The sequence below is a fragment of the Nocardioides luti genome (assembly GCF_014212315.1).
Taxonomy (GTDB): domain Bacteria; phylum Actinomycetota; class Actinomycetes; order Propionibacteriales; family Nocardioidaceae; genus Nocardioides; species Nocardioides luti.
Map to the genome: position 1 here is coordinate 3522347 of NZ_JACKXE010000001.1, position 25753 is coordinate 3548099.

General features: G+C 72.5%; 23 protein-coding genes. 15 read left to right on the top strand and 8 right to left on the bottom strand.

Going from position 1 to position 25753, the window contains the following annotated elements; translation table 11 throughout:
* Positions 1–13 precede the first annotated feature (13 nt).
* Entirely contained in the window at positions 14–1186 is a 1173-nt protein-coding gene (locus tag H5V45_RS16725; RefSeq protein WP_185253977.1) for an acyl-CoA dehydrogenase family protein, read from the top strand.
* A 30-nt stretch (positions 1187–1216) separates the two neighbouring features.
* Here the strand turns inward: H5V45_RS16725 and H5V45_RS16730 are convergent, their stop codons facing one another.
* From H5V45_RS16730 to H5V45_RS16745, 4 genes are all read right to left on the bottom strand, one after another.
* Positions 1217–2389: an alpha-hydroxy-acid oxidizing protein gene (locus H5V45_RS16730; protein WP_281385841.1), complete on the bottom strand. Its 1173-nt coding sequence runs from the start codon at positions 2387–2389 to the stop codon at positions 1217–1219.
* Between the two features lie 13 nt (positions 2390–2402).
* Positions 2403–3524 (bottom strand): alpha-hydroxy-acid oxidizing protein, encoded by a 1122-nt coding sequence (locus H5V45_RS16735; protein ID WP_185253978.1) that lies wholly within the window; start codon positions 3522–3524, stop codon positions 2403–2405.
* 53 nt (positions 3525–3577) lie between these two features.
* On the bottom strand, positions 3578–5263 hold the full coding sequence (locus H5V45_RS16740) for an RNase J family beta-CASP ribonuclease (RefSeq protein WP_185253979.1): 1686 nt from the start codon (positions 5261–5263) through the stop codon (positions 3578–3580).
* A gap of 116 nt (positions 5264–5379) precedes the next feature.
* The gene (locus H5V45_RS16745; RefSeq protein WP_185253980.1) at positions 5380–6774 is read right to left on the bottom strand and encodes an FAD-linked oxidase C-terminal domain-containing protein; all 1395 of its coding nucleotides are present in this window, start codon (positions 6772–6774) and stop codon (positions 5380–5382) included.
* Positions 6775–6838: 64 nt separating this feature from the next.
* Here H5V45_RS16745 and H5V45_RS16750 point away from each other — a divergent pair, with 64 nt between their 5' ends.
* Positions 6839–7651 (top strand): alpha/beta fold hydrolase, encoded by an 813-nt coding sequence (locus tag H5V45_RS16750; RefSeq protein ID WP_221634036.1) that lies wholly within the window; start codon positions 6839–6841, stop codon positions 7649–7651.
* A 19-nt stretch (positions 7652–7670) separates the two neighbouring features.
* Here the strand turns inward: H5V45_RS16750 and H5V45_RS16755 are convergent, their stop codons facing one another.
* Together H5V45_RS16755 and H5V45_RS16760 are read right to left on the bottom strand one after the other, a co-directional pair.
* Positions 7671–8327, bottom strand: a complete 657-nt coding sequence (locus H5V45_RS16755) for a polysaccharide deacetylase family protein (protein ID WP_221634037.1) — start codon at positions 8325–8327, stop codon at positions 7671–7673.
* Entirely contained in the window at positions 8324–9826 is a 1503-nt protein-coding gene (locus H5V45_RS16760; protein ID WP_185253981.1) for a GtrA family protein, read from the bottom strand. The genes H5V45_RS16755 and H5V45_RS16760 overlap by 4 nt, the downstream gene beginning before the upstream one ends.
* A gap of 63 nt (positions 9827–9889) precedes the next feature.
* Between H5V45_RS16760 and H5V45_RS16765 the strand changes: the two genes are divergently transcribed.
* The 5 genes from H5V45_RS16765 (at position 9890) to paaK (ending at position 13661) form a co-directional block, all read left to right on the top strand.
* Complete coding sequence (locus H5V45_RS16765) at positions 9890–10627, top strand: dienelactone hydrolase family protein (RefSeq protein ID WP_185253982.1); 738 nt, start codon at positions 9890–9892, stop codon at positions 10625–10627.
* 69 nt (positions 10628–10696) lie between these two features.
* Complete coding sequence (locus tag H5V45_RS16770) at positions 10697–11023, top strand: plasmid stabilization protein (protein ID WP_185253983.1); 327 nt, start codon at positions 10697–10699, stop codon at positions 11021–11023.
* Between the two features lie 58 nt (positions 11024–11081).
* The gene (locus H5V45_RS16775; protein WP_343061602.1) at positions 11082–11921 is read left to right on the top strand and encodes a sigma-70 family RNA polymerase sigma factor; all 840 of its coding nucleotides are present in this window, start codon (positions 11082–11084) and stop codon (positions 11919–11921) included.
* A 23-nt stretch (positions 11922–11944) separates the two neighbouring features.
* Complete coding sequence (paaI, locus tag H5V45_RS16780; RefSeq protein ID WP_343061603.1) at positions 11945–12394, top strand: hydroxyphenylacetyl-CoA thioesterase PaaI; 450 nt, start codon at positions 11945–11947, stop codon at positions 12392–12394.
* Positions 12384–13661 carry a phenylacetate--CoA ligase PaaK gene (gene paaK, locus H5V45_RS16785; protein WP_185253984.1) on the top strand — a complete coding sequence of 426 codons (1278 nt, stop codon included), beginning with the start codon at positions 12384–12386 and terminating at the stop codon, positions 13659–13661. The genes paaI and paaK overlap by 11 nt, the downstream gene beginning before the upstream one ends.
* A gap of 18 nt (positions 13662–13679) precedes the next feature.
* On the opposite strand, the gene H5V45_RS16790 is transcribed toward paaK, so the two are convergent.
* Both H5V45_RS16790 and H5V45_RS16795 read right to left on the bottom strand, forming a co-directional pair.
* Positions 13680–14552, bottom strand: coding sequence for a crotonase/enoyl-CoA hydratase family protein (locus H5V45_RS16790; protein ID WP_185253985.1), 873 nt, complete (start codon positions 14550–14552; stop codon positions 13680–13682).
* Between the two features lie 17 nt (positions 14553–14569).
* Positions 14570–15802, bottom strand: a complete 1233-nt coding sequence (locus H5V45_RS16795) for an LCP family protein (RefSeq protein WP_185253986.1) — start codon at positions 15800–15802, stop codon at positions 14570–14572.
* 23 nt (positions 15803–15825) lie between these two features.
* Between H5V45_RS16795 and H5V45_RS16800 the strand changes: the two genes are divergently transcribed.
* From H5V45_RS16800 to H5V45_RS16835, 8 genes are all read left to right on the top strand, one after another.
* Positions 15826–16335, top strand: a complete 510-nt coding sequence (locus H5V45_RS16800) for an acyl-CoA thioesterase (RefSeq protein WP_185253987.1) — start codon at positions 15826–15828, stop codon at positions 16333–16335.
* Between the two features lie 118 nt (positions 16336–16453).
* Positions 16454–17905, top strand: a complete 1452-nt coding sequence (locus H5V45_RS16805) for an LCP family protein (protein ID WP_185253988.1) — start codon at positions 16454–16456, stop codon at positions 17903–17905.
* A 34-nt stretch (positions 17906–17939) separates the two neighbouring features.
* Positions 17940–18881 (top strand): glycosyltransferase, encoded by a 942-nt coding sequence (locus tag H5V45_RS16810; protein ID WP_185253989.1) that lies wholly within the window; start codon positions 17940–17942, stop codon positions 18879–18881.
* A complete protein-coding gene (locus H5V45_RS16815) occupies positions 18878–19780 on the top strand; it encodes a glycosyltransferase (RefSeq protein WP_185253990.1) in 903 nt (300 codons plus the stop codon). The genes H5V45_RS16810 and H5V45_RS16815 overlap by 4 nt, the downstream gene beginning before the upstream one ends.
* A 41-nt stretch (positions 19781–19821) precedes the next feature.
* The gene (glf, locus tag H5V45_RS16820; protein WP_185253991.1) at positions 19822–21024 is read left to right on the top strand and encodes a UDP-galactopyranose mutase; all 1203 of its coding nucleotides are present in this window, start codon (positions 19822–19824) and stop codon (positions 21022–21024) included.
* A complete protein-coding gene (locus H5V45_RS16825) occupies positions 21021–23027 on the top strand; it encodes a glycosyltransferase (protein WP_185253992.1) in 2007 nt (668 codons plus the stop codon). The genes glf and H5V45_RS16825 overlap by 4 nt, the downstream gene beginning before the upstream one ends.
* Complete coding sequence (locus tag H5V45_RS16830) at positions 23020–23937, top strand: ABC transporter permease (RefSeq protein ID WP_185253993.1); 918 nt, start codon at positions 23020–23022, stop codon at positions 23935–23937. The genes H5V45_RS16825 and H5V45_RS16830 overlap by 8 nt, the downstream gene beginning before the upstream one ends.
* On the top strand, positions 23937–24740 hold the full coding sequence (locus H5V45_RS16835; protein WP_185253994.1) for an ABC transporter ATP-binding protein: 804 nt from the start codon (positions 23937–23939) through the stop codon (positions 24738–24740). The genes H5V45_RS16830 and H5V45_RS16835 overlap by 1 nt, the downstream gene beginning before the upstream one ends.
* Positions 24741–25753 lie beyond the last annotated feature (1013 nt).

Consider the following 25753-nt stretch of genomic DNA (forward strand, 5'->3'; position numbering starts at 1 on the left):
TAGGATCCGACCCATGAGCTCCGACTTCCCGCTGTACGCCCTCTCCGAGGAGCACCAGGCCATCCGCGAGGCCGTCCGCGCCGTCTGCGACGCCAAGGTGGCGCCGTACGCCGCCGCCGTGGACGAGGAGGCCCGCTACCCGCAGGAGGCGCACGACGCCCTGCTCGCCGCGGACTTCCACGCCCCGCACGTGCCAGAGGAGTACGGCGGCGCCGGGGCCGACGCCCTGGCGACCGTGCTCGTCATCGAGGAGGTGGCGCGCGCCTGCGTGAGCTCGTCGCTGATCCCGGCGGTGAACAAGCTCGGCTCGCTGCCGGTGCAGATCAGCGGCTCCGAGGAGCTCAAGAGCCACTACCTCGGCAAGCTCGCCGCGGGCGAGGGTGGCTTCTCCTACTGCCTCTCCGAGCCGGACGCCGGCTCGGACGCGGTCGGCATGAAGACCCGGGCCGTGCGCGACGGGGACGAGTGGGTCCTCAACGGCGTCAAGCGCTGGATCACCAACGCCGGCGTCTCGGAGTACTACACCGTCATGGCGGTCACGGACCCCGAGAAGCGCTCCAAGGGCATCTCGGCCTTCGTCGTCGAGAAGTCCGACGAGGGCGTCTCCTTTGGCGCGCCGGAGAAGAAGCTCGGCATCAAGGGCTCGCCGACCCGCGAGGTCTACCTCGACAACGTCCGGATCCCGGCGTCCCGGATGATCGGCGCCGAGGGCACCGGCTTCGAGACCGCGATGAAGACCCTCGACCACACCCGGGTCACCATCGCCGCCCAGGCTGTCGGTGTCGCCCAGGGCGCGCTCGACTACGCGCTGGGCTACGCCCAGGAGCGCAAGCAGTTCGGCACGCCGATCGCGGACTTCCAGGGCCTGCAGTTCCTGCTCGCCGACATGGGCATGAAGGTCGAGGCCGCCCGCCAGATGACCTACGCCGCCGCCGGTCGCTCGGAGCGCGGGGACAAGGACCTGACGTTCTTCGGTGCCGCGGCCAAGTGCTTCGCCTCCGACGTCGCCATGGAGGTCACCACCAACGCCGTCCAGGTGCTCGGCGGCTACGGCTACACCCGCGACTACCCCGTCGAGCGGATGATGCGCGACGCGAAGATCACGCAGATCTACGAAGGGACCAACCAGGTGCAGCGGATCGTGATGGCCCGCCAGCTGCTCGCCGGGATCCAGTCCGAGCTCTGAGCAGGGCCGCGACGGGCGGCGCAACGGTGCTCACGCGTGGACCAGGGCGCTCGCGTCCAGGTCGCGGTGGTGCCCGACCCCGGCGATGCTGAGGGTGATCTCGAGCTCGGCGAGGAGCGTCCGGAGCATGTGGCGGACGCCGTCCTCGCCGGCGAGCGCCAGGCCGTGGACGTACGGTCGCCCGACGAGGACGGCGTCGGCCCCGAGGGCCAGCGACCGGAACACGTCGGTGCCCGTCCGGGCCCCCGCGCCGAAGAGCACCGCGAGCTTGCCCCCGACCGCGTCGGCGATCCGCGGCAGGGCGTCGATCGTCCCGCCGACGCCGGGACGACGGCGCCCGCGCTCGTTCGAGACGACGATGCCGTCGAGACCGTGGCGGACCGCCCGGCGTGCGTCGGACACGTGCTGGAGGCCGCCGAGCACGATCGGCCCGTCCCAGGTCCCGCGGATGTCGCGGAGCGCCGCCCAGCCCTGTCCGGGCTGCGGGGGCGACAGCAGGAGGTGGGTGCACCCGGCCGCCTGCGCCCGGGTGAGCAGCACGGGATCGACGTCGCGCTCGTCCGGCCAGTCCAGGCCGAACCAACGCGGGCCGTCCGGCGCGGCCGCGGCGACCTCCTCGAGCGACCGGCTCGCCCGCTCGGAGTGGACGTAGGTGAGGCCCAGCCCCGAGGCCGCCCGGGCGGTCGCGACCTCGCCGTCGGGGTGGGCGAGGGCCTGGCGTCCGACCGGGCCGAGGAGGACCGGGGCCGGCATCTCGACGCCGAGCACCGTGGTCGTGAGGTCGCGTTCGCTGCGGTCGATGAACATCCGCGGGACGATCCGCCACGCGTGCAGCGCCCGCGCGTTGGCGCGCTCGGCGGCGGCGCCCCCCGCCCAGGCGCGCAGGTGCCGTCGGGCGCCCGCGGAGAGCACGTCGTGGGCGGCGACCTCGAGGTCGGACAGGTTCGTGGTGAAGATCGGCTCGGTGCCGGCGCTCATCCCGGCGATGTAGATCTCGGACTGGTAGCTGCCGAACGGGGCGCCCGGACCGACGGGGGCCGGCGACGACGCGAGGAGCCGGGGTACGGCGGGAGATCGGGGAGTGGCGGGCGCCGCCGGGGCGGGCGGTCGCCCGGGCTCGCCGGACGCTGCCGGCGCGATGAGGCTGACGGCGGCGGTCGCGGCGGCGACCTCGAGGAACTGGCGACGGGTGTGCTCGGACATGTCGGACTCCGTTTCAGCGCGCGCGGGTCAGGGAGGAGCGGGACAGCGTGCGGTGGCTGCGGTGCCGCGCTCGCCGGACCTCGTGCTCGAGCTCGTCGACCAGGGTCCGCATGACGCGCCGGGCGCCCCGCTGCCCGTCCAGCGCGAGCCCGTAGAGGTACGGACGGCCGACGAGCACCGCGTCGGCGCCGAGCGCCAGCGCCTTGAAGGCGTCGCGGCCGGTGCGGATGCCGGAGTCGAAGAGCACGGGCATCCGGCCGTCGACCGCGTCGACGACCGGAACGAGCGCGTCGAGCGACGCGATCGCGCCGTCGACCTGGCGCCCGCCGTGGTTCGAGACGACGATGCCGTCGATGCCGTGCTTGACCGCGAGCCGGGCGTCACGAGGGCTCTGGATCCCCTTGAGCAGGATCGGGCCGTCCCAGTTCCGGCGGATCAGCGGGAGCTGGTCCCAGCTCAGGCCGGGGTTCTGGAAGACCCCCGCGAAGGCGACGCCGGCCGCCAGCGGGGCGACCTCGGCCGGCACGGGCATGTGCTTGCGCTGGAAGACCGGGTCGCTCGTGTAGTTCGCGATGCCCTTGTTCTCGAGGAACGGCGAGTAGCCGATGTCGAGGTCGAGCGGCCGCCACCCGAGCAGCGTCGTGTCGAGCGTGATCACCAGGTGGGTGTAGCCCGCGGCGGCGGCGCGGCTCAGGAAGGACGCCACCAGCTCGTCGTCCGTGGGCCAGTAGAGCTGGTACCACCGCGCGCCGTCGCCGTTTGCCCGCGCGACGTCCTCCATCTTGTAGGCGCCCTGCGTCGAGTGCACGTAGGTCAGCCCGAGCTCGGCCGCCGCACGTGCGGTGGCGAGGTCGCCCTGCGGGTGCGCGAGCGTCTGCACCCCGACCGGCGCGAAGAGGACCGGCGCCGGCATCCGCGTCCCCAGGATGGTGGTCGAGAGGTCGACCTTCTCCGGCGTGCGACCCGGGCGCCGCTTGATCCGCCAGCGACGGAACGCCGCCGCGTTGGCGCGCGTGGAGTCGCGGTCCCCGGCCCCGGCGCGGATGTAGCCGAGGGACTCGGGGCTCAGGCTCTCGGCGGCGCGCGCCTCCAGCTGGGCGAGGTCGCGGGGGACGGTCTGCTCGGTCGTCGTCACGTGAGGCGAACGAGCCGGCCCGTCGTCGGGCTACGGGTGGCGGCCCGATCGGCTCAGGCGTCGATGACGATCGAGATGATCAGCGGACTGCGGCGGAAGGTCTTGTGCGACCAGCGGCCGATGTCGCGGGTGAGCATCTGCTCGAGCTGGTGCGCGTCGGCGATCCCCTCGGACGCGGCCCGGGCCAGGGTGCGCTCGATGATCGGCTCGGCCGGGTCGAAGGCGCCGTCCTGGTGGACGAAGCCGCGCACCAGGAACTCGGGCCGGTCGGCGAGCAGGCCGGTGTCCGCGTCGACGATGACCAGGACGGTGACCACGCCCTCCTCGGCGAGGGTGCGCCGGTCCTGGAGGGTGGCCTCGGTGGCGCCGCCGACGGTCTGCGCGTCGACGTACACGTTGCCGGCCGCGACCTTGCCGGTGATCTTCGCGTGCCCGTCGACCAGGTCGACGACGACGCCGTCCTCGGCGATCACGACATGGTCGGGGTCGATGCCGGTGCTGATGGCCAGGTCGGCGTTGGCGCGCAGGTGGCGCCACTCGCCGTGCACGGGCATCACGTTGCGCGGCTCGATGATGTTGTAGCAGTAGACGAGCTCGCCGGCGCTGGCGTGGCCGGAGACGTGCACCTTGGCGTTGCCCTTGTGCACGACGTGCGCGCCCCAGCGGGTCAGGCCGTTGATGACGTTGGAGATGGCGTTCTCGTTGCCCGGGATGACCGAGCTGGCCATCAGGACCGTGTCGCCCTCGGCGACGCGGATCTTGTGGTCGCGGTTGGCCATCCGGGACAGCGCGGCCATCGGCTCGCCCTGGGAGCCGGTGCAGATCAGCGTGGCCTTGTTCGGCGGCAGCTTCTCGAGCTCGTGCAGCGGGACGACGAGGTTCGGCGGGACGTCAAGGTAGCCGAGGTCCTGGGCCACGCCCATGTTCCGCACCATCGAGCGGCCGACGAAGGCGACCTTGCGGCCGTGCTGGTGCGCGGCGTCCAGCACCTGCTGGATGCGGTGCACGTGGCTGGCGAAGCTCGAGACGATGACGCGGCGCGGGGCGTCGCGGAAGACCTTCTGGATGGCCGGGGCCAGGTCGCGCTCGGAGGTCGTGAAGCCGGGGACCTCGGCGTTGGTCGAGTCGACGAGGAACAGGTCGACGCCCTCGTCGGCGAGGCGCGCGAAGCCGCGGAGGTCGGTGATCCGCTGGTCGAGGGGGAACTGGTCCATCTTGAAGTCACCGGTGTGCAGGACCAGGCCGGCGCCGGTGCGGATCGCGACGGCCAGGCCGTCGGGGATCGAGTGGTTCACGGCGAGGAACTCGGTGCTGAACGGGCCGAGGTCCAGCTCGTCGCCCTCGGCGACCTCGCGGAGCTCGGGACGGATCCGGTGCTCCTTGAGCTTCTCCTTGATCAGGGCCAGCGTCAGCCGGGAGCCGATGAGCGGGATGTCGGCCCGCTCGCGCAGGAGGTACGGCACCCCGCCGATGTGGTCCTCGTGGCCGTGGGTCAGGACGACGCCGACGATCGCGTCGAGGCGGTCCCGGATCCAGCTGAAGTCCGGCAGGATCACGTCGATGCCGGGCTGGTGCTCCTCGGGGAAGAGCACGCCGCAGTCGACGATGAGCAGCTTGCCCTGGTACTCGAAGACGGTCATGTTGCGACCGATCTCCCCGAGGCCGCCGAGCCCCACGACCCGGAGGCCGTTCTTCGGCAGGGGCTTGGGCTTCTGCAGCTCGGGATGCGAGTGGCGCACGAACGACTCCGTTCAGAGGAAAAGATGGTGCTGCCGCGGTGCTCCCGCGGCCCAGAACCGTATCGCGTGCAGCCCCGGTCGCCTGCATGCGCGGAGGCGCCCGACGGCGTACGCCGTCACAGCACCTTGCCGGGATTGAGGATGCCGTGCGGGTCGAGGGCCTGCTTGACCGCCCGCTGCATGGCGACGACCTGGGGCGAGAGCTCCTGCGCGAGGCCCTCGCGCTTGAGCAGCCCGACGCCGTGCTCGCCGCTGACGGTGCCGCCGAGGTCGAGCGCGTCGGCGATGATCTGGCGGAACGCCTCCTGGGCCCGGTCGCGGGCCGCGTCGTCCCCGGGCGGGGTGCTGATGAGCGGGTGCAGGTTGCCGTCGCCGGCGTGCGCGATGTTCGCGATCAGGACGTCGTGCCGGGTCGCCGCCGCCTCGACGCGGGCGAGCATCTCGGGCACCGCGGCCTTCGGGACGCAGACGTCCTCGGTCAGCAGCGGCCCCAGCCGCTCCAGGGCCGGGTAGGCCAGCCGGCGCGCGTCGAAGAGCGCCTCCGCCTCCGCCTCGTCGGTCGAGGCCGCGGCGAAGGTCGCGCCGGCCTCCTCGAAGCAGCGCAGCATCGTCGCGGACTCCTCGTCACCGGCCGGACCGGGGGCGTCGCTTCGGCCGAGGAGCACGACGTTCGCGTCGACCGAGAGACCCATGTTCTTCCAGGCGTCGACGGCCTCGAGGCAGTGCCGGTCGACCAGCTCGAGCGCGGACGGGACGACGCCGCTCGCGCCGACCGCCTCCACCGCGCGGCCGGCGTCGACGACGGAGTCGAAGTAGCCGACCACCGTGCGCTCGGGGGCCCGGGAGCCGCGCAGCCGCACGGTCACCTCGGTGACGACGCCGAGGGTGCCCTCGCTGCCGACCATCAGCCCGACCAGGTCGTAGCCGACGACGCCCTTGGCCGTGCGGCGGCCGACCCGGACCACCTCGCCGAGACCGTTGACGAGCTCCAGCTCGAGCACGTAGTCGCGGGTGACGCCGTACTTCACGCAGCACAGGCCCCCGGCGTTGGTCGCCACGTTCCCGCCGATCGTCGACCACGGGGCGCTGGCGGGGTCCGGGGGGTACCAGAGGCCCTCCGCCGCGCAGGCCGCGCGCAGGTCGTCGTTCACCACGCCGGGCTGCACGACCGCGAGCCGCTCGACGCCGTTGATCTCCGTGATCGCGGCCATCTTCTCGGTGGAGAGCACGACGCAGCCGTCGACGGCGTTGGCGGCGCCGGACAGGCCGGTGCCGGCGCCGCGGGTCACCAGGGCAGTGCCGTGCTCGAGGCAGGCCAGGACCACCGCCCGCACCTCCTCGGTGCTGCGCGGTCGGACCAGCGCGGCCGGGGTGCCGTACTCCGCCCACTCCGCCTCGTCGTGGACGTAGGACGCGAGCACCCCCGGGTCGACGACCACCCGGTCGGCCGGCAGGGCGGACCGCAGCGTGGCGAGGACGGGGGCTTCGGTGGAGACGTCGGTGGGGGTCACCTCGCCAGTCAACCCCGGACGGGGTCGTCGCGCGAGCGCCGCCGGGCTGGGGGATCATCGGAGGGTGACCGACGCCCCCGCCGCCGCGCCGCTCCGGCACCGGACCGTCGTGCTGCCCGACGGCGCCCGGCTCGCGGTGCAGGAGTCCGGCCCCGGCGACGGGCCGGCGCTGCTGCTGCTCCCGGGGCAGGCGAACTCGCACGACTGGTGGACGGGGTTGCGCGACGGCTTCGCGGACCGGTTCCGCACGATCACCTTCGACTACCGCGGGACCGGCGCGACCCGCGCGGTCGAGGAGCCCTGGTCGACCGACCTCTTCGCCGACGACGCCCGCCGGGTGCTCGCGGCCTGCGGCGTCCCGCGCGCCCACGTCTACGCCACGTCGATGGGCGGGCGGGTCGCCCAGGTCCTGGCGGCCGACCACCCGGCGTACGTCGACCGGCTGGTGCTCGCCTGCACGTCGCCCGGGGGCGCGGTCGGGCTCGAGCGCAGCCAGGACGTCCGTCGGGCCCTCGGCCAGCGCGACCGCGCCGCGCGCACCCGTGCCCTGCTCGACCTGATGTACACCCCGGACTGGTCGGGCCGGGGCCTGCGCAGCCACCTGCTCGGCGACCCGACGATGACCGGCCGCGCCCAGGAGCTGCACCTGCGCGTCAGCGCCCGCCACGACGCCGTCGACCGGCTGCCGTCGGTCGCGGCCCCGACGCTGGTGCTGCACGGCAGCGACGACCTGATGTCGCCGGTCGGCAACGCCGCGCTGCTCGCGGAGCGGCTGCCCGACGCCGAGGTCGAGATCACCGACGGCGGCCGGCACGGCTTCTTCGACGAGCACCGCGAGCCGGTCGGCGCGCGGGTGCGGTCCTTCCTGCTCGGCTGACCCGGCGGGCCCAGCCGACTCAGCGGGCGACGGACGCGACGCCGTGGTCGCGGAGCGGCCCCGGCACGAGCCCGAGCGCGCGGACGTCGGCGACGATCCCCGGGAGGGCGTCCAGGGTCGAGCGCCAGGCGGCGGGGGCCGAGGTGCAGTCGCTGTCGTGCAGCAGGACCGTGCCGCCGGCCCCGAGGTGGCGGGCGACGTCGGCGCGGACCGTGGCGCCGGTCGCGCGGCGCCGCCAGTCCCGGCCCCACGTCGTCCACAGCACCGGGGTCATGCCGAGGTCGCGCGCGGCCCGGTCGGCGGCCCGGGTCAGCACGCCGTACGGCGGCCGGTAGCGCGTCGGGGTGACGCCGCACGTGGCCTCGACCTGCGCGTGGGCGCGGGCCAGGTCCGCCCGGGTCGAGGCCGGGCCGCGCAGGGGGAGCGGCCGGTGGCTCCAGCCGTGGACGCCGACCTCGTGGCCGGCGGCGACGAGCGCGCGCCCGACGTCGGGGTGGCGCGCCAGCATGGCGCCCAGCACGAAGAAGGTCGCGCGGACGTCGAGGTCGTCCAGCAGCGCCAGCACCTGCGGGGTGGAGGCCGGGTCGGGCCCGTCGTCGAAGGTGATCGCGACCCGGCCCGGGTCGCCGAGCCCGGACAGCGCGCCGCGGCGCTCGGACCACCGGTTGGCGATCACGCGGCGGCCACGAGTGGCGCGGGCAGGAGCGCCGCCCAGTCGAGGACGCCCGGCGCGGCGGCCGGAGGCTCGGCCCCGAGCACGGCGAGGAGCGTCGCGCCGAGGTCCCGGGGACCGTGTGCCCACGCGGCCCACCCGGCCGCCGCCAGCGCGGCGTTGTTGGTGCGTCCGTGACCGGGCAGCGAGCGGTAGGTCAGCACGGGCAGGCCGCACTGGCGGGCCTCGAGCGAGGTGAGGCCACCGGCGTTCTGGACGACGACGTCGCAGGAGCGCATGAGGGACGCCATGTCGTCCACCCAGCCGAGGGCGACCGCACCCGGCAGGCCCAGCACCCGGCGACGCAGCCCCTGGTTGGTCCCGCAGACCACCACCGGAGTGACCAGGCCGGTCGCGAGCAGGTCCTCGACGGTGCGGGCGACGTCGCCGACGCCCCACGAGCCGGCCACGACGAGCGTCCGGGGACGGGTGTCCCGAGGCCCGGTGCCGACGCGCGCCGGCCCGGGGCGGAACGCCGGCGCGACCATCGGACCGGTGACGACCACCCCTGCGGCACCGAGTCCCCGCGCCTGCGCGGCCGGCAGGTCGTGCAGCGCCAGGTGGTGGTCGATCCCGGGGGCCACCCACAAGGGGTGCACGCTCATGTCGGTGAGGAAGGTGGCCACCGGGCAGGTCAGGCTGCCGTCCAGGCGGAGGCGGCCCAGCGCCTGGCTGGCGAGGGGGTACGTCGAGAGCACCAGCTCGGTGCCCGGGCGGCAGGCCGCGAGCAGGCCGCGTCGGGCCAGCCGCGCCGAGAGCGCCGCGGGCCCGGACCCGGCGCCGCCCAGCCGGGGCATCAGCCAGCCCCAGGTCGCGGGCGCCACGAGCAGCTGCAGGTGGTAGGCCGACCGCAGGACCCGGCCGACGCCCCGGGGCAGCAGCTCGAGGAAGTCGGCCCGGTCGACGGCGTACCCCTCGGCCGCGGCGCGGCGGGCCAGCTCGTCCGCGGCGCCGTCGTGGCCGGCGCCCACGCTCGCGGACACGACCAGGACGCGGGGGCCTCCGGTCGGTGCGGGGCTCCGGGGCTCGGGCGGCGGCGCGGGAGCGGCGAACACCAGCCACCGGTAGGCGACGAAGCGGAAGAGGGTTCCCAGCGCCACCCCGACGACGTTGGCGGACAGGTTGTCGGCCAGCCGGCTGGTGAGGCGGAGCAGGTCGTGGGAGACCAGGAGGCAGCCGACCGAGAAGCCGAAGCCGACCAGGTTGACCAGCACGAAGAGCGCCACCTCGCGCCGGCGGTCGCCCGCCGGGACGCCGCGCCAGGTCAGCCAGCGGTTGCCGGCGTACGTCACGACCATGGCGGCGAGCACCGCCACTGTCCGGGCCCAGGCCGGGTCGGTCGTGGCCAGCGCGCCCTGGGCCCGGAGCAGGTTGAACACGGCCACGTCGACGACGTAGCCGCTGCCGCCCACGGCGAGGAAGGTGAGGAGCTCGCGGCTCGCGATCCGCGGCATGGTCGGCATGGCGCAAGCGTCCGGTCCCGGCCCTGCCAGGAACCTGACCACCGGGTGGCTACGGTCGCCCCCATGGGAGAGACCATCGAGATCGAGACCCCCGACGGCCCGGCCGAGGCCTACGTGACCCGCCCCGACGACGGGGAGACCCACCCGGGCGTGCTGTTCTTCGTCGACGCGATCGGGCTGCGACCGCGGATCGAGGAGATGGCCGACCGGATCGCCTCCTGGGGCTACGTCGTGCTGGCGCCGAACGTGTTCCACCGCGACGGGCGCGCCGAGGACCTGGCCCCGTCCACCGACCTGACGGTCGCGGCCAACCGCGAGAAGTTCTTCGAGGGCGCGATGAAGCGCGTCCGGGCGCTCACCCCCGACCGGTCCGACCCCGACACCGTCGCCTGGATCGAGGCGCTGCTCGAGCGCGCCGACGGCCCGATCGGGGTCACCGGCTACTGCATGGGGGCCCGGCTCGCGACCCGCGCCGCGGGTCAGCACCCCGACACCGTCGCGGCGGTCGGCGGCTTCCACGGCGGCGGCCTGGTCACCGACGGCGAGGACAGCCCGCACCGGCAGCTCGCGACCGCGACCGCGGCGTTCGTCTACGGCCACGCCGACCAGGACGGCTCGATGCCGCCCGAGGCGGTCGCCGCGCTCGGGGACGCGCTCGAGGAGGCCGGCCTGACGCACACCAACGAGGTCTACGAGGGCGCCTCCCACGGCTACTCGATGGCCGACGCGGCGCCGTACGACGAGGCCGCGACCGAGCGGCACTTCGAGGCCCTGCGCGAGCTCCTCGACCGCACGCTCTAGACGAGGTTTGCCGCCCCCGCCGCCGGGTACTGACCGGGCCGGAGACAGGTCCGGTCGGGAGGAGCGGCAGTGCCTCAGCAGGGATGGAGCAAGAAGCGCGAGCGGCAGTACGACGCGATCAAGGACGGGCTCGAGGAGCGCGGCCGCGACGAGGACGTGGCGGCCGAGATCGCGGCGCGGACCGTGAACAAGGCCCGGGCCCGGGCCGGGGAGTCGGCGACCGCCAGCCGGACGTCGACCGAGGACATCTCCTCCGGACGCCGCGGCGGGCTCCGGTCGCACTCCGGAGCGGCCGGCCGGACCCGTGACCAGCTCTACGCCGAGGCCCGCAAGCGCAACATCGCGGGGCGCTCCTCGATGACGAAAGCGGAGCTCGAGCGTGCTCTCGACGACTGAATCCACTCACCCAGCGGGGTGTGGCACCCAGGAGAGGGCACTGTCAGTGTCATTTGTTGTGGCTTCAACCAATGCACCACCTCTGACCGCTCCCGGAGCGGTCGCCCATCCGCAAGCCCAACCGGCCCCTGAACCCGGCCCCGCACGATCGCACCGCCGCACCGAGACCGCCCGCCTCCTGCTGGAGGCCGCCGGCACCACCGACGACCACGAGCGCACCCGCCTCGAGGAAGAGGCGATCCGCCTCAACATGGGCGTCGCCGTCGAGATCGCCCGCCGCTACCACGGCCGAGGCATCGCCGGCGACGACCTGGACCAGGTCGCCTACCTCGGCCTCGTGAAGGCCGTCCGGGGCTTCGACCCCACGCACGGCTCCGACTTCCTCAGCTTCGCCGTCCCCACGATGCGCGGCGAGATCCGACGCTACTTCCGCGACTTCGGCTGGACCGTCCGGCCGCCCCGCTCCGTGCAGGAGCTCCAGGCCAAGATCACGGCCGCCGAGAGCGAGATGTACCAGTCCCTCGGCCGCTCCCCGCGCCCCTCCGAGCTGGCCGAGCACCTCGGGGTCGACCTCGACCTCGTCGTCGACTCGCTGGCCGCCAACGGCTGCTTCTCGCCCGTCTCGCTCGACGCCCCCGTCGGCGAGGGTGAGCGCTCGCCCTCCGAGCGGCTCGGCGGCTGGGACGCCGCCTTCGGCAGCGCCGAGGCGCGTGTCGCCCTCCAGCCCCTCCTGGCCACGCTCACCGAGCGCGAGCGCAAGATCCTCGAGATGCGCTTCGTCGGCGGCTGCACGCAGGCCGAGATCGGCGCCGAGGTCGGCGTGACGCAGATGCAGGTCTCGCGGCTGCTCGCCCGGATCCTCACCCGCCTGCGCCGGCGGCTCGAGGACGCCGCCTGAGGCTGTCGGGCTAGCCTGACGGCGTGACTCCCGAGCAGATCGCCCGCGGCAGCGCGGAGGCGATGTGGGCCGAGGACCGCGCCAGCCAGGCGCTCGGCATGACCCTCGACGAGGTCGGCCCCGGCACCGCCACGCTGCGGATGACCGTCCGCGACGACATGGTCAACGGGCACGACATCGGGCACGGCGGGCTCACCTTCACGCTGGCGGACTCGGCGTTCGCCTTCGCGTGCAACTCCTACAACCGCCGCACCGTCGCGGCCGGGGCGGAGATCCGCTTCCGTGCCCCGACCCGGGCCGGTGACGAGCTGGTCGCGGTCGCCGTCGAGCGCGAGCGGGTCGGCCGGGACGGGACGTACGACGTCACCGTGACCGCGGGCGAGACGGTCGTGGCAACGTTCGTCGGCCGGTCCAAGGAGATCGGCGGCGCCTTCTGGGGCGAGACGGGGAGCGAGGCGCCCGGTGGCCGGTGAGATCCCGGACCTCGACCGTGCCGGGCTCGAGGCCCTCCAGCTGGAGCGGCTGCGCGACACCCTGCGCCGTGCCCACGAGCACGTGCCGCACTACCGACGCGCGTTCGCGGACGCCGGGGTCACGCCCGACGACCTGCACACGCTGGCGGACCTCGCCCGGTTCCCCTTCACGGCCAAGGCCGACCTCCGCGACAACTACCCCTTCGGCATGTTCGCGGTGCCCCGCGAGGACGTCTCCCGGGTCCACGCCAGCAGCGGCACCACCGGCAAGCCCACCGTCGTCGGCTACACCCGCGAGGACCTCGACACCTGGGCCGAGGTGATGGCGCGCTCGATCCGCGCCGCCGGTGGCCGCCCGGGCGACCTCGTGCACGTGGCCTACGGCTACGGCCTGTTCACCGGCGGCCTCGGCGCGCACTACGGCGCCGAGCGGCTCGGCTGCACCGTGGTGCCCGTCAGCGGCGGGATGACCGAGCGCCAGGTCCAGCTCATCGTCGACTTCCGGCCCCGCGTGATCATGGTGACCCCGTCGTACTTCCTCGCGATCCTCGACGAGATGGACGCCCAGGGCATCGACCCGCGCAGCACCTCGCTCGAGGTGGGCATCTTCGGTGCGGAGCCGTGGACCGACGAGATGCGCCGGGCGGTCGAGCGCCGCTCCGGGCTGCGGGCCGTCGACATCTACGGCCTGTCGGAGGTGATGGGCCCGGGCGTCTCGCAGGAGGCGGGGGAGACCCAGGACGGCCTGCACGTGTGGGAGGACCACTTCCTCCCCGAGGTCATCGACCCGGTCACCCACGAGGTGCTGCCCGACGGCGAGGAGGGTGAGCTGGTGTTCACCTCGCTCACCAAGCAGGCGATGCCCGTCGTCCGCTACCGGACGCGCGACCTGACCCGGCTGCTCCCCGGGACGGCGTACCCCGCCTTCCGCAGGATGCAGAAGGTCACCGGCCGCACCGACGACATGATGATCGTGCGCGGGGTGAACGTCTTCCCGACCCAGGTCGAGGAGCAGATCCTCGCGGTCGAGGGGCTCGCCCCGCACTACCTCTGCGTGCTGACCCGTCCCGGCAACCTCGACGAGCTCACCGTGCAGGTCGAGGCCGCGGAGGCGTCGTACGACGCCGGGCGCGCCGACCTGCTGGGCGCCGAGCTCGCCGGGCGGGTCAAGAGCCGGATCGGGGTCACCGCCCGCGTCGAGGTGCTGGCACCGCACGCCCTCGAGCGCTCGCTCGGCAAGGCGAAGCGGATCAGCGACCGGCGCTGAGGCACCCGGCCGCCCGCGTCAGCGCGGGAAGATCTCGGGCAGCTCGGACGCGCGGCCGGTGAACTCCGGCGTGCGCTTCTCCTTGAAGGCCGCGACGCCCTCCTTGCCGTCGCCGATCGACGTGTGGAACATCGCCAGCGAGTCGGAGAGGTGGGCGTCGAGCGGCTCGGGCGCCGCGCCGTTGCGGTAGAGCAGCTGCTTGGCCAGCGCCAGGGCCACGGGGGAGCGGTCCACGACGAAGGAGCGCGCCAGCTCCAGGGCCGCGGGCAGCAGGTCGTCGGGCTCGTGGACCGAGCGGACCAGCCGGCCGGTCAGCGCCTGCTCGGCGGTGAGGATGTCGGCGGCGTACACCCACTCCAGCGCCTGCTGGATCCCGACGATGCGCGGCAGGAACCACGACGAGCAGGCCTCGGGCACGATGCCGAGACGGCCGAAGACGAAGCCGATCCGGGCCTTGGTCGACGCCATCCGGATGTCCATCGCGAGCGTCATGGTGGCGCCGATGCCGACCGCCGCGCCGTTGATCGCGCCGATGACGGGCTTGGGCAGCGCGTGGATCGCCAGGGTGACCCGGCCGCCGGTGTCGCGGAGGGCCGAGTGGAACGGCTCCTCGGTGAGGTGGTCGCGCAGGTCCTCGGGCGTCGGGCTGAGCGACTCGTCGAGACCGAAGACGTTGCCCTCGGCCGACAGGTCCATGCCGGCGCAGAACGCCCGCCCGGACCCGGTGACCACGACGGCCCGGACCGCGTCGTCGCGCGCGTCGGTGAGGAAGACCCGCTCCAGCTCGCGGGCCATCGTGAGGTCGAAGGCGTTGAGCGCGTCGGGGCGGTTCAGGGTCAGCGTGGCGATGCCGTCGGCGTCGACCGACCAGTCCAGGGTCTCGTAGGTCATGCGCCGATCCTCTCCGATCACCCGGTGGCGCCCTTCGGCAGGCCCGTGGGGGTGCAGAGGCTCTTCGGGATGTCGGCCGTCTGGTCCTTGATGATGTAGCCGAACATCTGCTTGCTGCGGGTCGGGTCCCAGTGCACGGCCAGGTCGGCGATCGGGACGACGCAGCTCAGGCCGTTGTCCCCGTTGACGTGCGTCATCGCGGAGGCCCACTGGCCGGCCCGGAGCACCGAGGTGCCCTCGCCGAAGGCGAAGAAGTCCGGGACCGCGGTGAGCAGGTTCCAGTAGCGGAACGGGTTGAGGAACGTCCACGGCGAGACGACCTTCTTGCCGACCGCGGCCACGACCTCCCGCTGGTGCTTGACCCGGTCGATGTCGCCGATGTTCGAGGTGTGCCGCGAGCGGGCGTAGCCCAGCGCGGTGGCGCCGTCGGCCTCCTGGCAGCCCTTCTTGATGTCGAGCTTGGCCAGCTTGTCCTGCATGTCGGTGGTGGGGCAGATGGTGATGCCGCCGACCGCGTCGACGACGCCGGCCAGCCCGCCGAGGCCGATCTCCACGTAGTCGTCGATCCGGATGCCGGTGTTGCTCTCGACGGTGCGCACGAGCAGCTTGGCGCCGCCGTACGCGAAGGCCGCGTTGATCTTGGTCGTGCCGTGGCCCGGGATGTCGACGAGCGAGTCGCGCGGGATCGACATGAGCAGGTTCGGGCCCGAGCCGGTGTGCAGGATCAGGATCGTGTCCGTGCGCTGGCCCTGGGCGTTGCCGGTGCCGAGGCGCTTGCGCTCGGCGGGGCTGAGGCCGGCCCGCGAGTCGCTGCCGACCAGGAGGTACGTCGTGCCCGGCTGGTCGTCGGGGCGGTTGCCGCTCGGCTCCCACGGGACCTTGTTGACGTTGTGCCAGGCGTAGATCGGCACGAAGACCAGGTAAACGAGGTAGAGCAGGACCAGCAGGAAGATCCACCGGAGCCGGAAGCGCGGGCGGCGGAACCCACGGCCGGTGCGGCCGGTCGAGCCCGGCGGGGGAGCGGCCGGGGGCGGTGTGGGACGGGTCGCGGGGCGCGGCGGCTGCTGCCCACGCGGGGTGTCGCGGGGGACCGCGGGCATCATCCGGGTCTCGTCGGGGCGCGGCTGGCGCGGCACCGCGCGGGTCGCGTCGTCGTTGCCGGGGGCGGGCGCGCCACCCTTGCCGTAGAGCCAGTTGTACTCGGGCGTCCCCTTCTCGGGGCCGCCGTTTCCCCGGGGACCGTCAGCCATGCCCGGAACGCTACCGTGCCCCCATGTGCCCGGAGCCGAACGCCGTCCCGCCGTCGTACGCCCGCGTGTCGCTGGCCGTCATCACCTCCACGCGTGAGGCGAACCTGCTCGGCAACGTGCACGGCGGCGAGATCATGAAGCTGGCCGACTCCACGGCCGGCGCGGTCGCCCAGCGGCACAGCGGTGGCCCCGCCGTGACCGCCGCGATGGACGAGATGGCCTTCCTCGAGCCGGTGCACGTGGGCGACATCGTGCGCACCTTCGCCCAGGTCAACTGGACCGGACGCTCCTCCATGGAGATCGGGGTGCGGATCGAGACCCAGCCCTGGAACGACCCCTCGCAGGTCTCGCTGCACGTGGCCTCGGCGTACTTCGTCTTCGTCGCGATCGACGCCGAGGGCCGCTCCCGCCCCATCCCGCAGCTGCACCCGGAGACGCCCGACGAGGTGCGCCGGATGCGGGAGGCCGAGATCCGCCGCTCGCACCGGCTGGCCAAGAAGCAGGAGATCGAGGTCGGGCGCGAGGGTTCCTGACCCGTTCGGGTCGACCTCGCGGGCTCCGGCGCGTCGCGGCCGCGTGTGACCCCTGTGACTGGTGATACTGGCGGGCAGTACTTCCCCACAGCCCCACCCTCAGCAGAGAGGCATCTCGATGCCACCCGTCTCTTCCCCCGGGTTGCACGACAGCCACCGTCAGGGTCCCCGCTTCACGGCCGGTGACCGGGCGGCCCGCGTGCGCTTCCGCCGTGCCATGGCGCTCATGGCCATGACCCTCGTCCTGCCCGGATCCGCCCAGCTGGTCGCCGGGAACCGCCGGGTCGGCCTGATCGCCCTGCGCATCTGGTTCGCCCTCGTCGTCGCGGTCGTCACCACCGGCGTGATCGGGCTGGCCTGGCACGAGCTGGTCTTCAAGCTGGCCACCGAGACGCTCCTGCTCGGGCTGCTGCGCTTCGCCCTGATGCTGCTCGCGATCGGGTGGGCCGGGCTCTTCGTCGACGCGTGGCGGATCGGCCAGCCGTTGACGCTGGCGATGGGCCACCGCCGGGCCGCGGTCGGCGTGAACGGCGTGCTCTGCCTCTCCGTCGCCGGCTCCCTGCTCTTCGGCGCGCACCTCGTCGGGGTGCAGCGCGACCTGATGCTCACGATGTTCGGCAACGGCGCGGCCTCCGGCTCGCACGACGGCCGCTACAACGTGCTGCTCGTCGGCGGCGACTCCGGCGCCGGCCGCTGGGGCCTGCGCCCCGACTCCATGACGATCGCCAGCATCGACGAGGAGACCGGCAAGACGGTCCTCATCGGGCTGCCGCGCAACATGACGAACTTCCCCTTCGTCAAGGGCTCCGTCATGCACCAGCAGTTCCCCGACGGCTTCGACGCGGACTACCTCAACGGCGTCAGCACCTGGGCCCAGGACAACACCGAGCTCTTCCCAAAGAGCGACACCCCGGGCATGGACGCCACGATCATGGCGATCGAGGGCATCACCGGGCTCAAGATCAACTACTGGGCGATGGTCAACCTCCAGGGCTTCAAGGACCTGGTCGACGCCGTCGGCGGGGTCACCCTCACCGTCCGCTCGCCGATCCCGGTCGGCGGCCTCGGCAGCGACGTCACCGGCTACATCCAGCCCGGCACGCGCAAGCTCAACGGGCACGACACGCTCTGGTACGCCCGGGCCCGCGAGGGCTCCGACGACTACTCGCGGATGGCCCGCCAGAAGTGCGTGATGAACGCGATGCTGCAGCAGATCAGCCCCCAGGTCGCGGTCCGGAACTTCGAGAAGATCGCCCAGGCGAGCTCCGCGATGATCTCGACCGACATCCCCGCCGGCGAGGTCGACCGCTTCCTCTCCCTGGCCCTCAAGGCCAAGAGCCAGAAGGTCGCGACGCTGTCGCTGGTGCCGCCGATGATCAACACCGCGGACCCCGACATCAAGCTGATCAAGCGCAAGGTGACCGAGGCCATCGACCGCTCCGAGGGCACCGCCAAGGCGGCGCCGGCGAAGAAGAAGAAGAGCGCCGACGTGGTCACGGGCGGGTCCGTGGGGTCGCTGGCCAACGGGTACGCCGCCAACCAGTCGGACGACCTCGGCTCCGCTTGCTGACCGGGTCGCCGACCTCCCTACTACTGTGTCGGCCGTGACTCCCGAGCCGACCGCTGCCCCGCGCGTGGTCGGCGTCGTCGTCACCTTCAACCGCCTTGAGCTGCTCCAGCGGCTCGTCGCGCGGCTGCGGGAGGTCCCCGAGCTCGACGAGGTCCTGGTCGTCGACAACGCGTCCACCGACGGCACGGGGGCGTGGCTGGTCGAGGCGGCCGCGGCGGCGGCCGACGGCCCCCACCTGCGGGTGCGCACCCTGGCCGACAACCGCGGCGGCGCCGGCGGGTTCCACGACGGGCTGGCGTGGGCGCTCGAGCGCGACGCGGACCTCGTCTGGCTGATGGACGACGACGGGCTGCCCGACCCCGACTGCCTCGCGACCCTGCTCGCGCGCCGCGACGACCTCGACTTCTGGGGTCCGGTCGTCGTCGACCAGGCCGACCACGACCGCCTGGTGTTCCCGATCCGGCTGCCCGGCGGCACCCGCAGCGTGCACCGGATGCGCGACGTCGAGGCCGCGGCGCCCGACGGCGTGATCCGCGACGTGGTGATCCCGTTCAACGGCGTGCTGGTGACCCGCGAGCTGGTCGAGCGGATCGGCCTGCCGCGCGAGGAGTTCTTCATCTGGGGCGACGACGTCGAGTACCTCTGGCGCGCCCGGGCGGCCGGTGCCCGGGTCGCCACCGTGGTCGGCGCGCGCGTCCTGCACCCCAGCGTCGGCGAGCTCGGCACCCCGATGATGCTCGGGCGCACGACGTACAACCACAGCCCCAGCGACCTGAAGCACTACTGCATGGCCCGCAACAACCTGGTGAACCTGCGCGCCTACCACGGCTGGCCGCACGCCCTGGCCTTCGTCGCCAAGACCGTCTGGTTCTACTCCTTCACCCGGCCCTCGCGCCGGCGCCTCGCGCTCAGCGCCGACGCGATGCGCGCCGGGCTGCGCGGCGACTTCTCGGGGCACCGGAGGTTCCTGGCGTGAGCGAGACCGTGGCCGTCGTCATCGTGACGTTCAACCGGGCCGACCTGCTGGTGCGGATGCTGGACGGGCTCGCCCACCAGACCCACCGTCCCGACGCCGTCTTCGTCGTCGACAACGCCAGCGTGGACCACACCCGCGAGGTGCTGGGCCGCTACGACCTGCCGCTGCACATCACCCACCTCGACGAGAACCTCGGCGGTGCCGGCGGCTTCCACCTCGGCACCCGGCAGGCGTACGACGCCGGCTTCGACCGGATCTGGCTCGTCGACGACGACGTCGTCCCGGCCCCGGACTGCCTCGAGGTGCTGATGGCCCAGGACGAGGCCTGCGTGATGTCGGTGCGCGAGGACACCTCTGGGCGGCTGGTCGAGAAGGCCGCCACGACCTTCGACCTCCGCAACCCGCTCGCGATCAAGCCCAAGACCGGCATGGTCGAGACCGACTACGGCACCCGGGCCGCCATGCCCGAGCGCGTGCAGCTGGAGAACGTCGCCTTCGAGGGCTTCATGTTCCGCCGCGAAGTCGTCGACACCATCGGGCTCCCGGACCCGACCTACTTCATCTTCTACGACGACGTCGACTTCGCCGTCCGGGCCCGGCGCGCCGGCTACCGGATCTGGGCGGTGCGCGACGCGGTGCTGGTGCGCCAGCTGGACTTCGACCAGCAGCACTCGCTCGACACGTGGAAGGGGTTCTACATGTTCCGGAACCTCTTCGTGGTCCACTTCCGGTACGGCGAGAACGCGCTGGTGCGGCTGAAGCCCTACCTCATCGTGCTCGCCGTGCTCCTGCTCAGCCCGGTGCGGGGCGGGCGGGGCGAGGCTGCCAATGTGATCCGGGCCATCAGGTCGGCGCGGTCCATGCGTCGGGTGCCCGGTGCGGGTCCCGGCCCTCGCTAGACTGCCCGTTGCGTCAACTGTCAGGAGAGCACCCCTTGTCCGTGTCCCCACCCGATTCGGGCACGCCCGACCTCGTCGTCGTCGGCTCCGGTTTCTTCGGCCTCACCATCGCCGAGCGCTGTGCCAGCGAGCTGGGCCTGAAGGTCCTCGTGCTCGAGCGGCGCCACCACCTCGGGGGCAACGCCTACAGCGAGTTCGACGAGGAGACGGGGATCGAGGTCCACGTCTACGGGACGCACCTGTTCCACACGTCGAACAAGCGGGTCTGGGACTACGTCACCCGGTTCACGGCGTTCACGAACTACCAGCACCGGGTGTTCGCGAAGTACCAGGGCCAGGTCTACTCGTTCCCGATGAACCTCGGCCTGATCAACCAGTTCTTCGGCAAGAGCCACACCCCCGACGAGGCGCGCGCGCTCATCGCCGAGCAGGCCAGCGAGATCGCCACCGAGGACGCGTCGAACCTCGAGGAGAAGGCGATCAGCCTGATCGGGCGGCCGCTCTACGAGGCGTTCGTCAAGGGCTACACCGCGAAGCAGTGGCAGACCGACCCCACCGAGCTGTCCGCGGACATCATCACCCGGCTGCCGGTGCGCTACACGTTCGACAACCGCTACTTCAACGACACCTACGAGGGCCTCCCGGTCGACGGCTACACCGCCTGGCTGACCCGGATGGCCGACCACCCGAACATCGAGGTCCGCCTCGACACCGACTTCTTCGACGAGGCCAACGGCACCCGCGCCGAGTTCACCGGCAAGGTCCCGATCGTCTACACCGGCCCCGTCGACGAGTACTTCGCCAACTCCGAGGGCCGCCTGTCCTGGCGCACCATCGACCTCGAGCGCGAGACCCTCGACGTCGACGACTACCAGGGCACCGGCGTCGTGAACGCCAACGACGAGGACCTGCCCTACACCCGGACGCTGGAGTTCAAGCACCTCCACCCGGAGCGCACCCACCTGCCCGGCAAGACGGTCGTCGTGCACGAGTTCTCCCGCTTCGCGGAGGAGGGCGACGAGCCGTACTACCCGATCAACACCGCCGAGGACCGCGAGAAGCTGCTGAGGTACCGCGAGCTGGCCAAGCGGGAGCCGATGGTGCTCTTCGGCGGCCGGCTCGGGACGTACAAGTACCTCGACATGCACATGGCGATCGGCTCGGCCCTGTCCATGTTCGACAACAAGCTGCGGCCGCACTTCTCCGAGGGTGCGGCCCTCCAGAGCGGAGGGGTCGACGCATGACCACCAGGCTCCTGCAGCGGCAGATCCTGCCGCTGGACCGGGACTTCGACGTGCTCGCGCTGTACGTCGACCCGGACGACGCGAAGCTCGACGCCGACAAGTACGAGATCGGCGGCTCCCGGGCCGCGAAGGCGCTCAACAACGCCGCGATCCGCCAGTCGACGGCCAGCGGCGTCACCATCCACCCCGACCAGATCGAGTCGCGCACCGCGCTGCGGGTCGTCCAGGGTGAGCGGCTCTCGTTCGGCACCTACTTCAACGCGTTCCCCGCGAGCTACTGGCGCCGCTGGACCGTCGTCACCGACGTCACCCTGACCGTGCACCTGCGCGGCCGGGGCGCGGCCGTGATCGTCTACAAGTCGATGGCCAACGGGCGCTCCCAACGTGTCGACTCCGCCTCCACGGGCGCGGAGGCCGAGGGCACCTTCAGCTTCGAGCTGCCGCTCAAGCCCTTCGTCGACGGCGGGTGGTACTGGTACAACGTCGTCGCCGGTGACGAGGACGTCGTCGTGGAGTCGGCCGAGTGGACCGCCGAGGTCCCCGAGGACCGGGCCGAGCACGGCACCGTCGACCTCGCGATCACGACCATGAACCGCGCCGACTTCTGCGCCAAGCTGCTCGGCCAGATCGGCGACGACGAGGTGCTCCGCCCCTACCTCGACACCGTCTTCGTGATGGAGCAGGGCACCCAGAAGGTCGTCGACTCGCCGTTCTTCCCGAAGGCCGAGGGCGCGCTGGGCTCGCTGCTGCGCGTCATCGAGCAGGGCAACCTCGGCGGCTCCGGCGGCTACGCCCGGGGCCAGCTCGAGTCGGTCCGCAAGGGCACCGCGACGTACGCCATGATGATGGACGACGACGTCGTCTGCGAGCCCGAGGGCATCGTCCGGGCGGTCACGTTCGGCGACCTGGCCCGCCGGCCCACCATCGTCGGTGGGCACATGTTCAGCATCTACTCGCGCTCGCGGCTGCACAGCTTCGGCGAGATCGTGCACCCGTGGCGCTTCTGGTGGCAGTCGCCGCCGGACGTCTACTCCGACTGGGACTTCGCGGCCCGCAACCTGCGCTCCTCGCGCTGGCTGCACAAGCGCGTCGACGTCGACTTCAACGGCTGGTTCATGTGCCTCATCCCGCGCCAGGTGCTGGAGGAGATCGGGCTCTCGCTGCCGCTGTTCCTCAAGTGGGACGACTCGGAGTTCGGGCTGCGCGCCAAGGCGGCGGGCTTCCCGACCGTGACGTTCCCGGGTGCCGCGGTCTGGCACGTGCCGTGGACCGACAAGAACGACGCGCTCGACTGGCAGGCCTACTTCCACCAGCGCAACCGGTTCGTCGCGGCGCTGCTGCACTCGCAGTACCCCAAGGGCGGCCGCCTGGTGCGCGAGAGCCTCAACCACCAGATCGCCCACCTCGTCTCGATGCAGTACTCCACCGCCGAGCTGCGGCTGATGGCGATGGAGGACGTGCTGGCCGGTCCGGAGGGCCTGCACGCCCTGCTCGCGACGCGCCTGGCCGACGTCAACGCCTTCCGCAAGCAGTTCTCCGACGCCCGGCTCGAGGCCGACCCGGACGCCTTCCCGGCCGTGCGCCGCGAGAAGCCGCCGCGCAAGGGCAAGGACGCCTCCGAGGTGCCGGGCCGGCTGGCCCAGCTCGTCAGCGCCGGGCTCCAGCCGCTGCGCCAGCTCAAGGCGCCGCGTGCGCTGTCGCGCGAGCACCCCGAGGCCGAGGTCCGCGCGATGGACGCCAAGTGGTACCGCCTGGCGTCGTACGACTCCGCGGTCGTCTCGATGAACGACGGCACCTCGGCGGCGTTCTACCAGCGCGACCCCGAGCAGTTCCGTGACCTGATGAAGCGGACGCTCGCGATCCACGAGCGGTACCGCCGCGAGTGGCCCCAGCTCGCCGAGCAGTACCGCGCGAGCCTGGCCCACATCACCTCCCCGGAGGCGTGGGACGAGACGTTCCGGCCCTGGACCGGACCGAGCGAGATGGGCAGCGGCGATGACTGACACCTCCGAGCGTCCCGCCGGCACGCCCGACAACCACGGCGTCCGCGTCGTCGACGCGCCGCTGCTGCCGCCGGCCGCGAACAACGGCCTGGTGGGGGTCTTCCAGCGCCGCTACCTGCTCAAGCTGCTGGTGCGCCGCGAGATCAGCGCGCGCTACCAGGGCTCGTTCCTGGGGCTGATCTGGTCCTACATCAACCCGCTCTCGCAGTTCCTCATCTACTACGTCGTGATGGGCATCCTGTTCAAGCTCCACCAGGACGTGCCGAACTTCGCGATCCACATGTTCTGCGGGATCATCATCGTCCACTTCTTCAACGAGACCTTCAACGCCGGGACGCGCTCGATCGTGCGCAACAAGTCCCTGGTCAAGAAGATGGCGGTGCCGCGGGAGATGTTCCCGGTCGCGTCGATGCTGGTCTCCGGCTACCACGTGCTGCCGCAGCTGGTGATCATGGTGATCGCCTGCACCTGGCTGGGCTGGGTCCCCGACGCCGGCGGCGCGCTGGCGCTGGCGCTCGCGCTGCTCATCATCATGACGATGGGCACCGCGATGGCGCTGCTGTTCAGCGCCGCCAACGTCTTCTTCCGCGACATCTCCAACGTCGCGAACATCCTGACGAACTTCGTGCGCTTCGGCGTGCCGATGATCTACCCCTTCAGCTACGTCGACGACCGCTTCGGCCGGTTCGCGGCGTACTACCTCTGGAACCCGATCGCCGACGCCGTGCTGCTCTTCCAGCGCGCGTTCTGGATCGGCACCACCAAGGACGCGAAGCCGACGCCGGCCACCGACCTGCCCGACACCCTCTTCGCCTACGGCTTCGCCGCGCTGCTCGCGTCGGTCGTCGTGCTCGGCATCGGGCAGCTCGTCTTCAGCCGCCTCGAGGACAAGATCCCGGAGCGCCTCTGATGACCTACTCCGACACCACGTCCATCGTCGTCGACAACGTCACGAAGGACTTCACGCTCCGCTACCACCGGACGTTCAAGCAGATGAGCGTCGCGATGCTCAAGGGTCGCGAGATCAGCGACACCTTCCAGGCCATCGACGGCGTCTCCTTCACCGTCGAGCAGGGCGAGTCGATCGGCCTGATGGGGCTCAACGGCTCCGGCAAGAGCACCCTGCTCAAGATGATCAACGGGGTGATGAAGCCCGACACCGGCCAGATCCTCACCCGCGGCCGGATCGCGGGCCTGATCGCGACCGGCGCGGGCTTCCACCCGCAGCTCAGCGGCCGCGAGAACGTCTACCTCAACGCCGCCATCCTCGGCATGGGGGAGAAGGAGACCGAGGCGAAGTTCGACGAGATCATCGAGTTCGCCGGCATCGGCCGCTTCCTCGACACCCCCGTCGGCAACTACTCCTCGGGCATGTACGCCCGCCTCGGCTTCTCGGTCGCCGTGCACGTCGACTCCGACATCTTCCTGGCCGACGAGGTGCTCGCGGTCGGTGACCGCCCCTTCAAGAAGAAGTGCCTGGAGAAGATGCAGGAGGTCCGCGAGAGCGGACGCACCCTCTTCTACGTCAGCCACGCCGCCGGGTCGGTCCGCAAGATGTGCGACCGGGTGATCGTGCTCGAGAACGGCCGGGTCGGCTTCGACGGCGACGTCAACGAGGGGATCCGCTACCTCAAGTACGACGACGACAAGGTCGAGAACGAGCCGGACGAGAACGACGAGATGGACGACGAGGAGCTCGGCGCCGACATCTGAGGATGTCGCCGCGCTGGTGCGCGGCTGAGGGTGTGCGACCGGGGCTATCTCTCCGGTCAGCCGGGCGGCGTCCTGCGTCTGGCTGGGTGCCCCTCCTCGCGTCGGCTGCGCCGGTTCCTGCGGTCCGAGGGGGCGGGCGGGCGGGAACCACCCCTTCCGCTCGTTCCTCGCTCCAGGGGGGCCAGTCCCAGCCACCGCCCGCCCGCCCCCTCGGCCCTCCGGACCCGACTCCGCCGCCGCGGTCCGGGGCGCCTTGCCTGCGGGTCGCCGTCCGGGTGTGCGGAGGCGCTCCGCCCGGCTGTTGCGGTGGGTGGGGGAGGGGGAGTCCGGGTGCGGACTCGTTCATTGAGCGTGAGATCAGGATTTCGGGCCCGAGATCTTGATCCCATGCACAAAGCCCGGGTTCGGCGGCTGCGCCGTTCCTGCGGTCCGAGGGGCGCGCTGGCGCGCGGGGGTGTGCGACCGGGGCGTTCTCTCCGGTCACTCGGCGGCGTCGTGCGGTCTGGCTGGGCGTCCCTCCCCGCGTCGGCTGCGCCGGCTCCTGCGGTCCGAGGGGGCGGGCGGGCGGGAACCACCCCTTCCGCTCGTTCCTCGCTCCAGGGGGGCCAGTCCCAGCCACCGCCCGCCCGCCCCCTCGGCCCTCCGGACCCGCCTCCGCCGCCGCGGTCCGGGGCGGCTTGCCTGCCCGGCGCCGTCCGGGTGTGCGGAGGCGCTCCGCCCGGCTGTTGGGCCGGTGGGGGGAGTCCGGTGCGGACTCGTTCCTCCTCCCTCCACCTCCGTCCCGAGGTGTGCCTGCGGCGAGGCCGGGGGCCACCCGGACCGCGGCGGCGGAGCCGGCCTGTCCTCGCGCGCCGTGGTTGGGTCTGGCCCCCTCGGAGCGACGAAGGAGCGGAGAGGGTGGTAGGCGCGCGAGGACAGGCGGGCGCAGCCGGTGCGGGGAGGGTGGTCCCCGTCCGCGAGCGGGGCTCGCCGACCAGCGTCGCGCCGCCCCCGGCGCTCACCCTGCGCCGCGC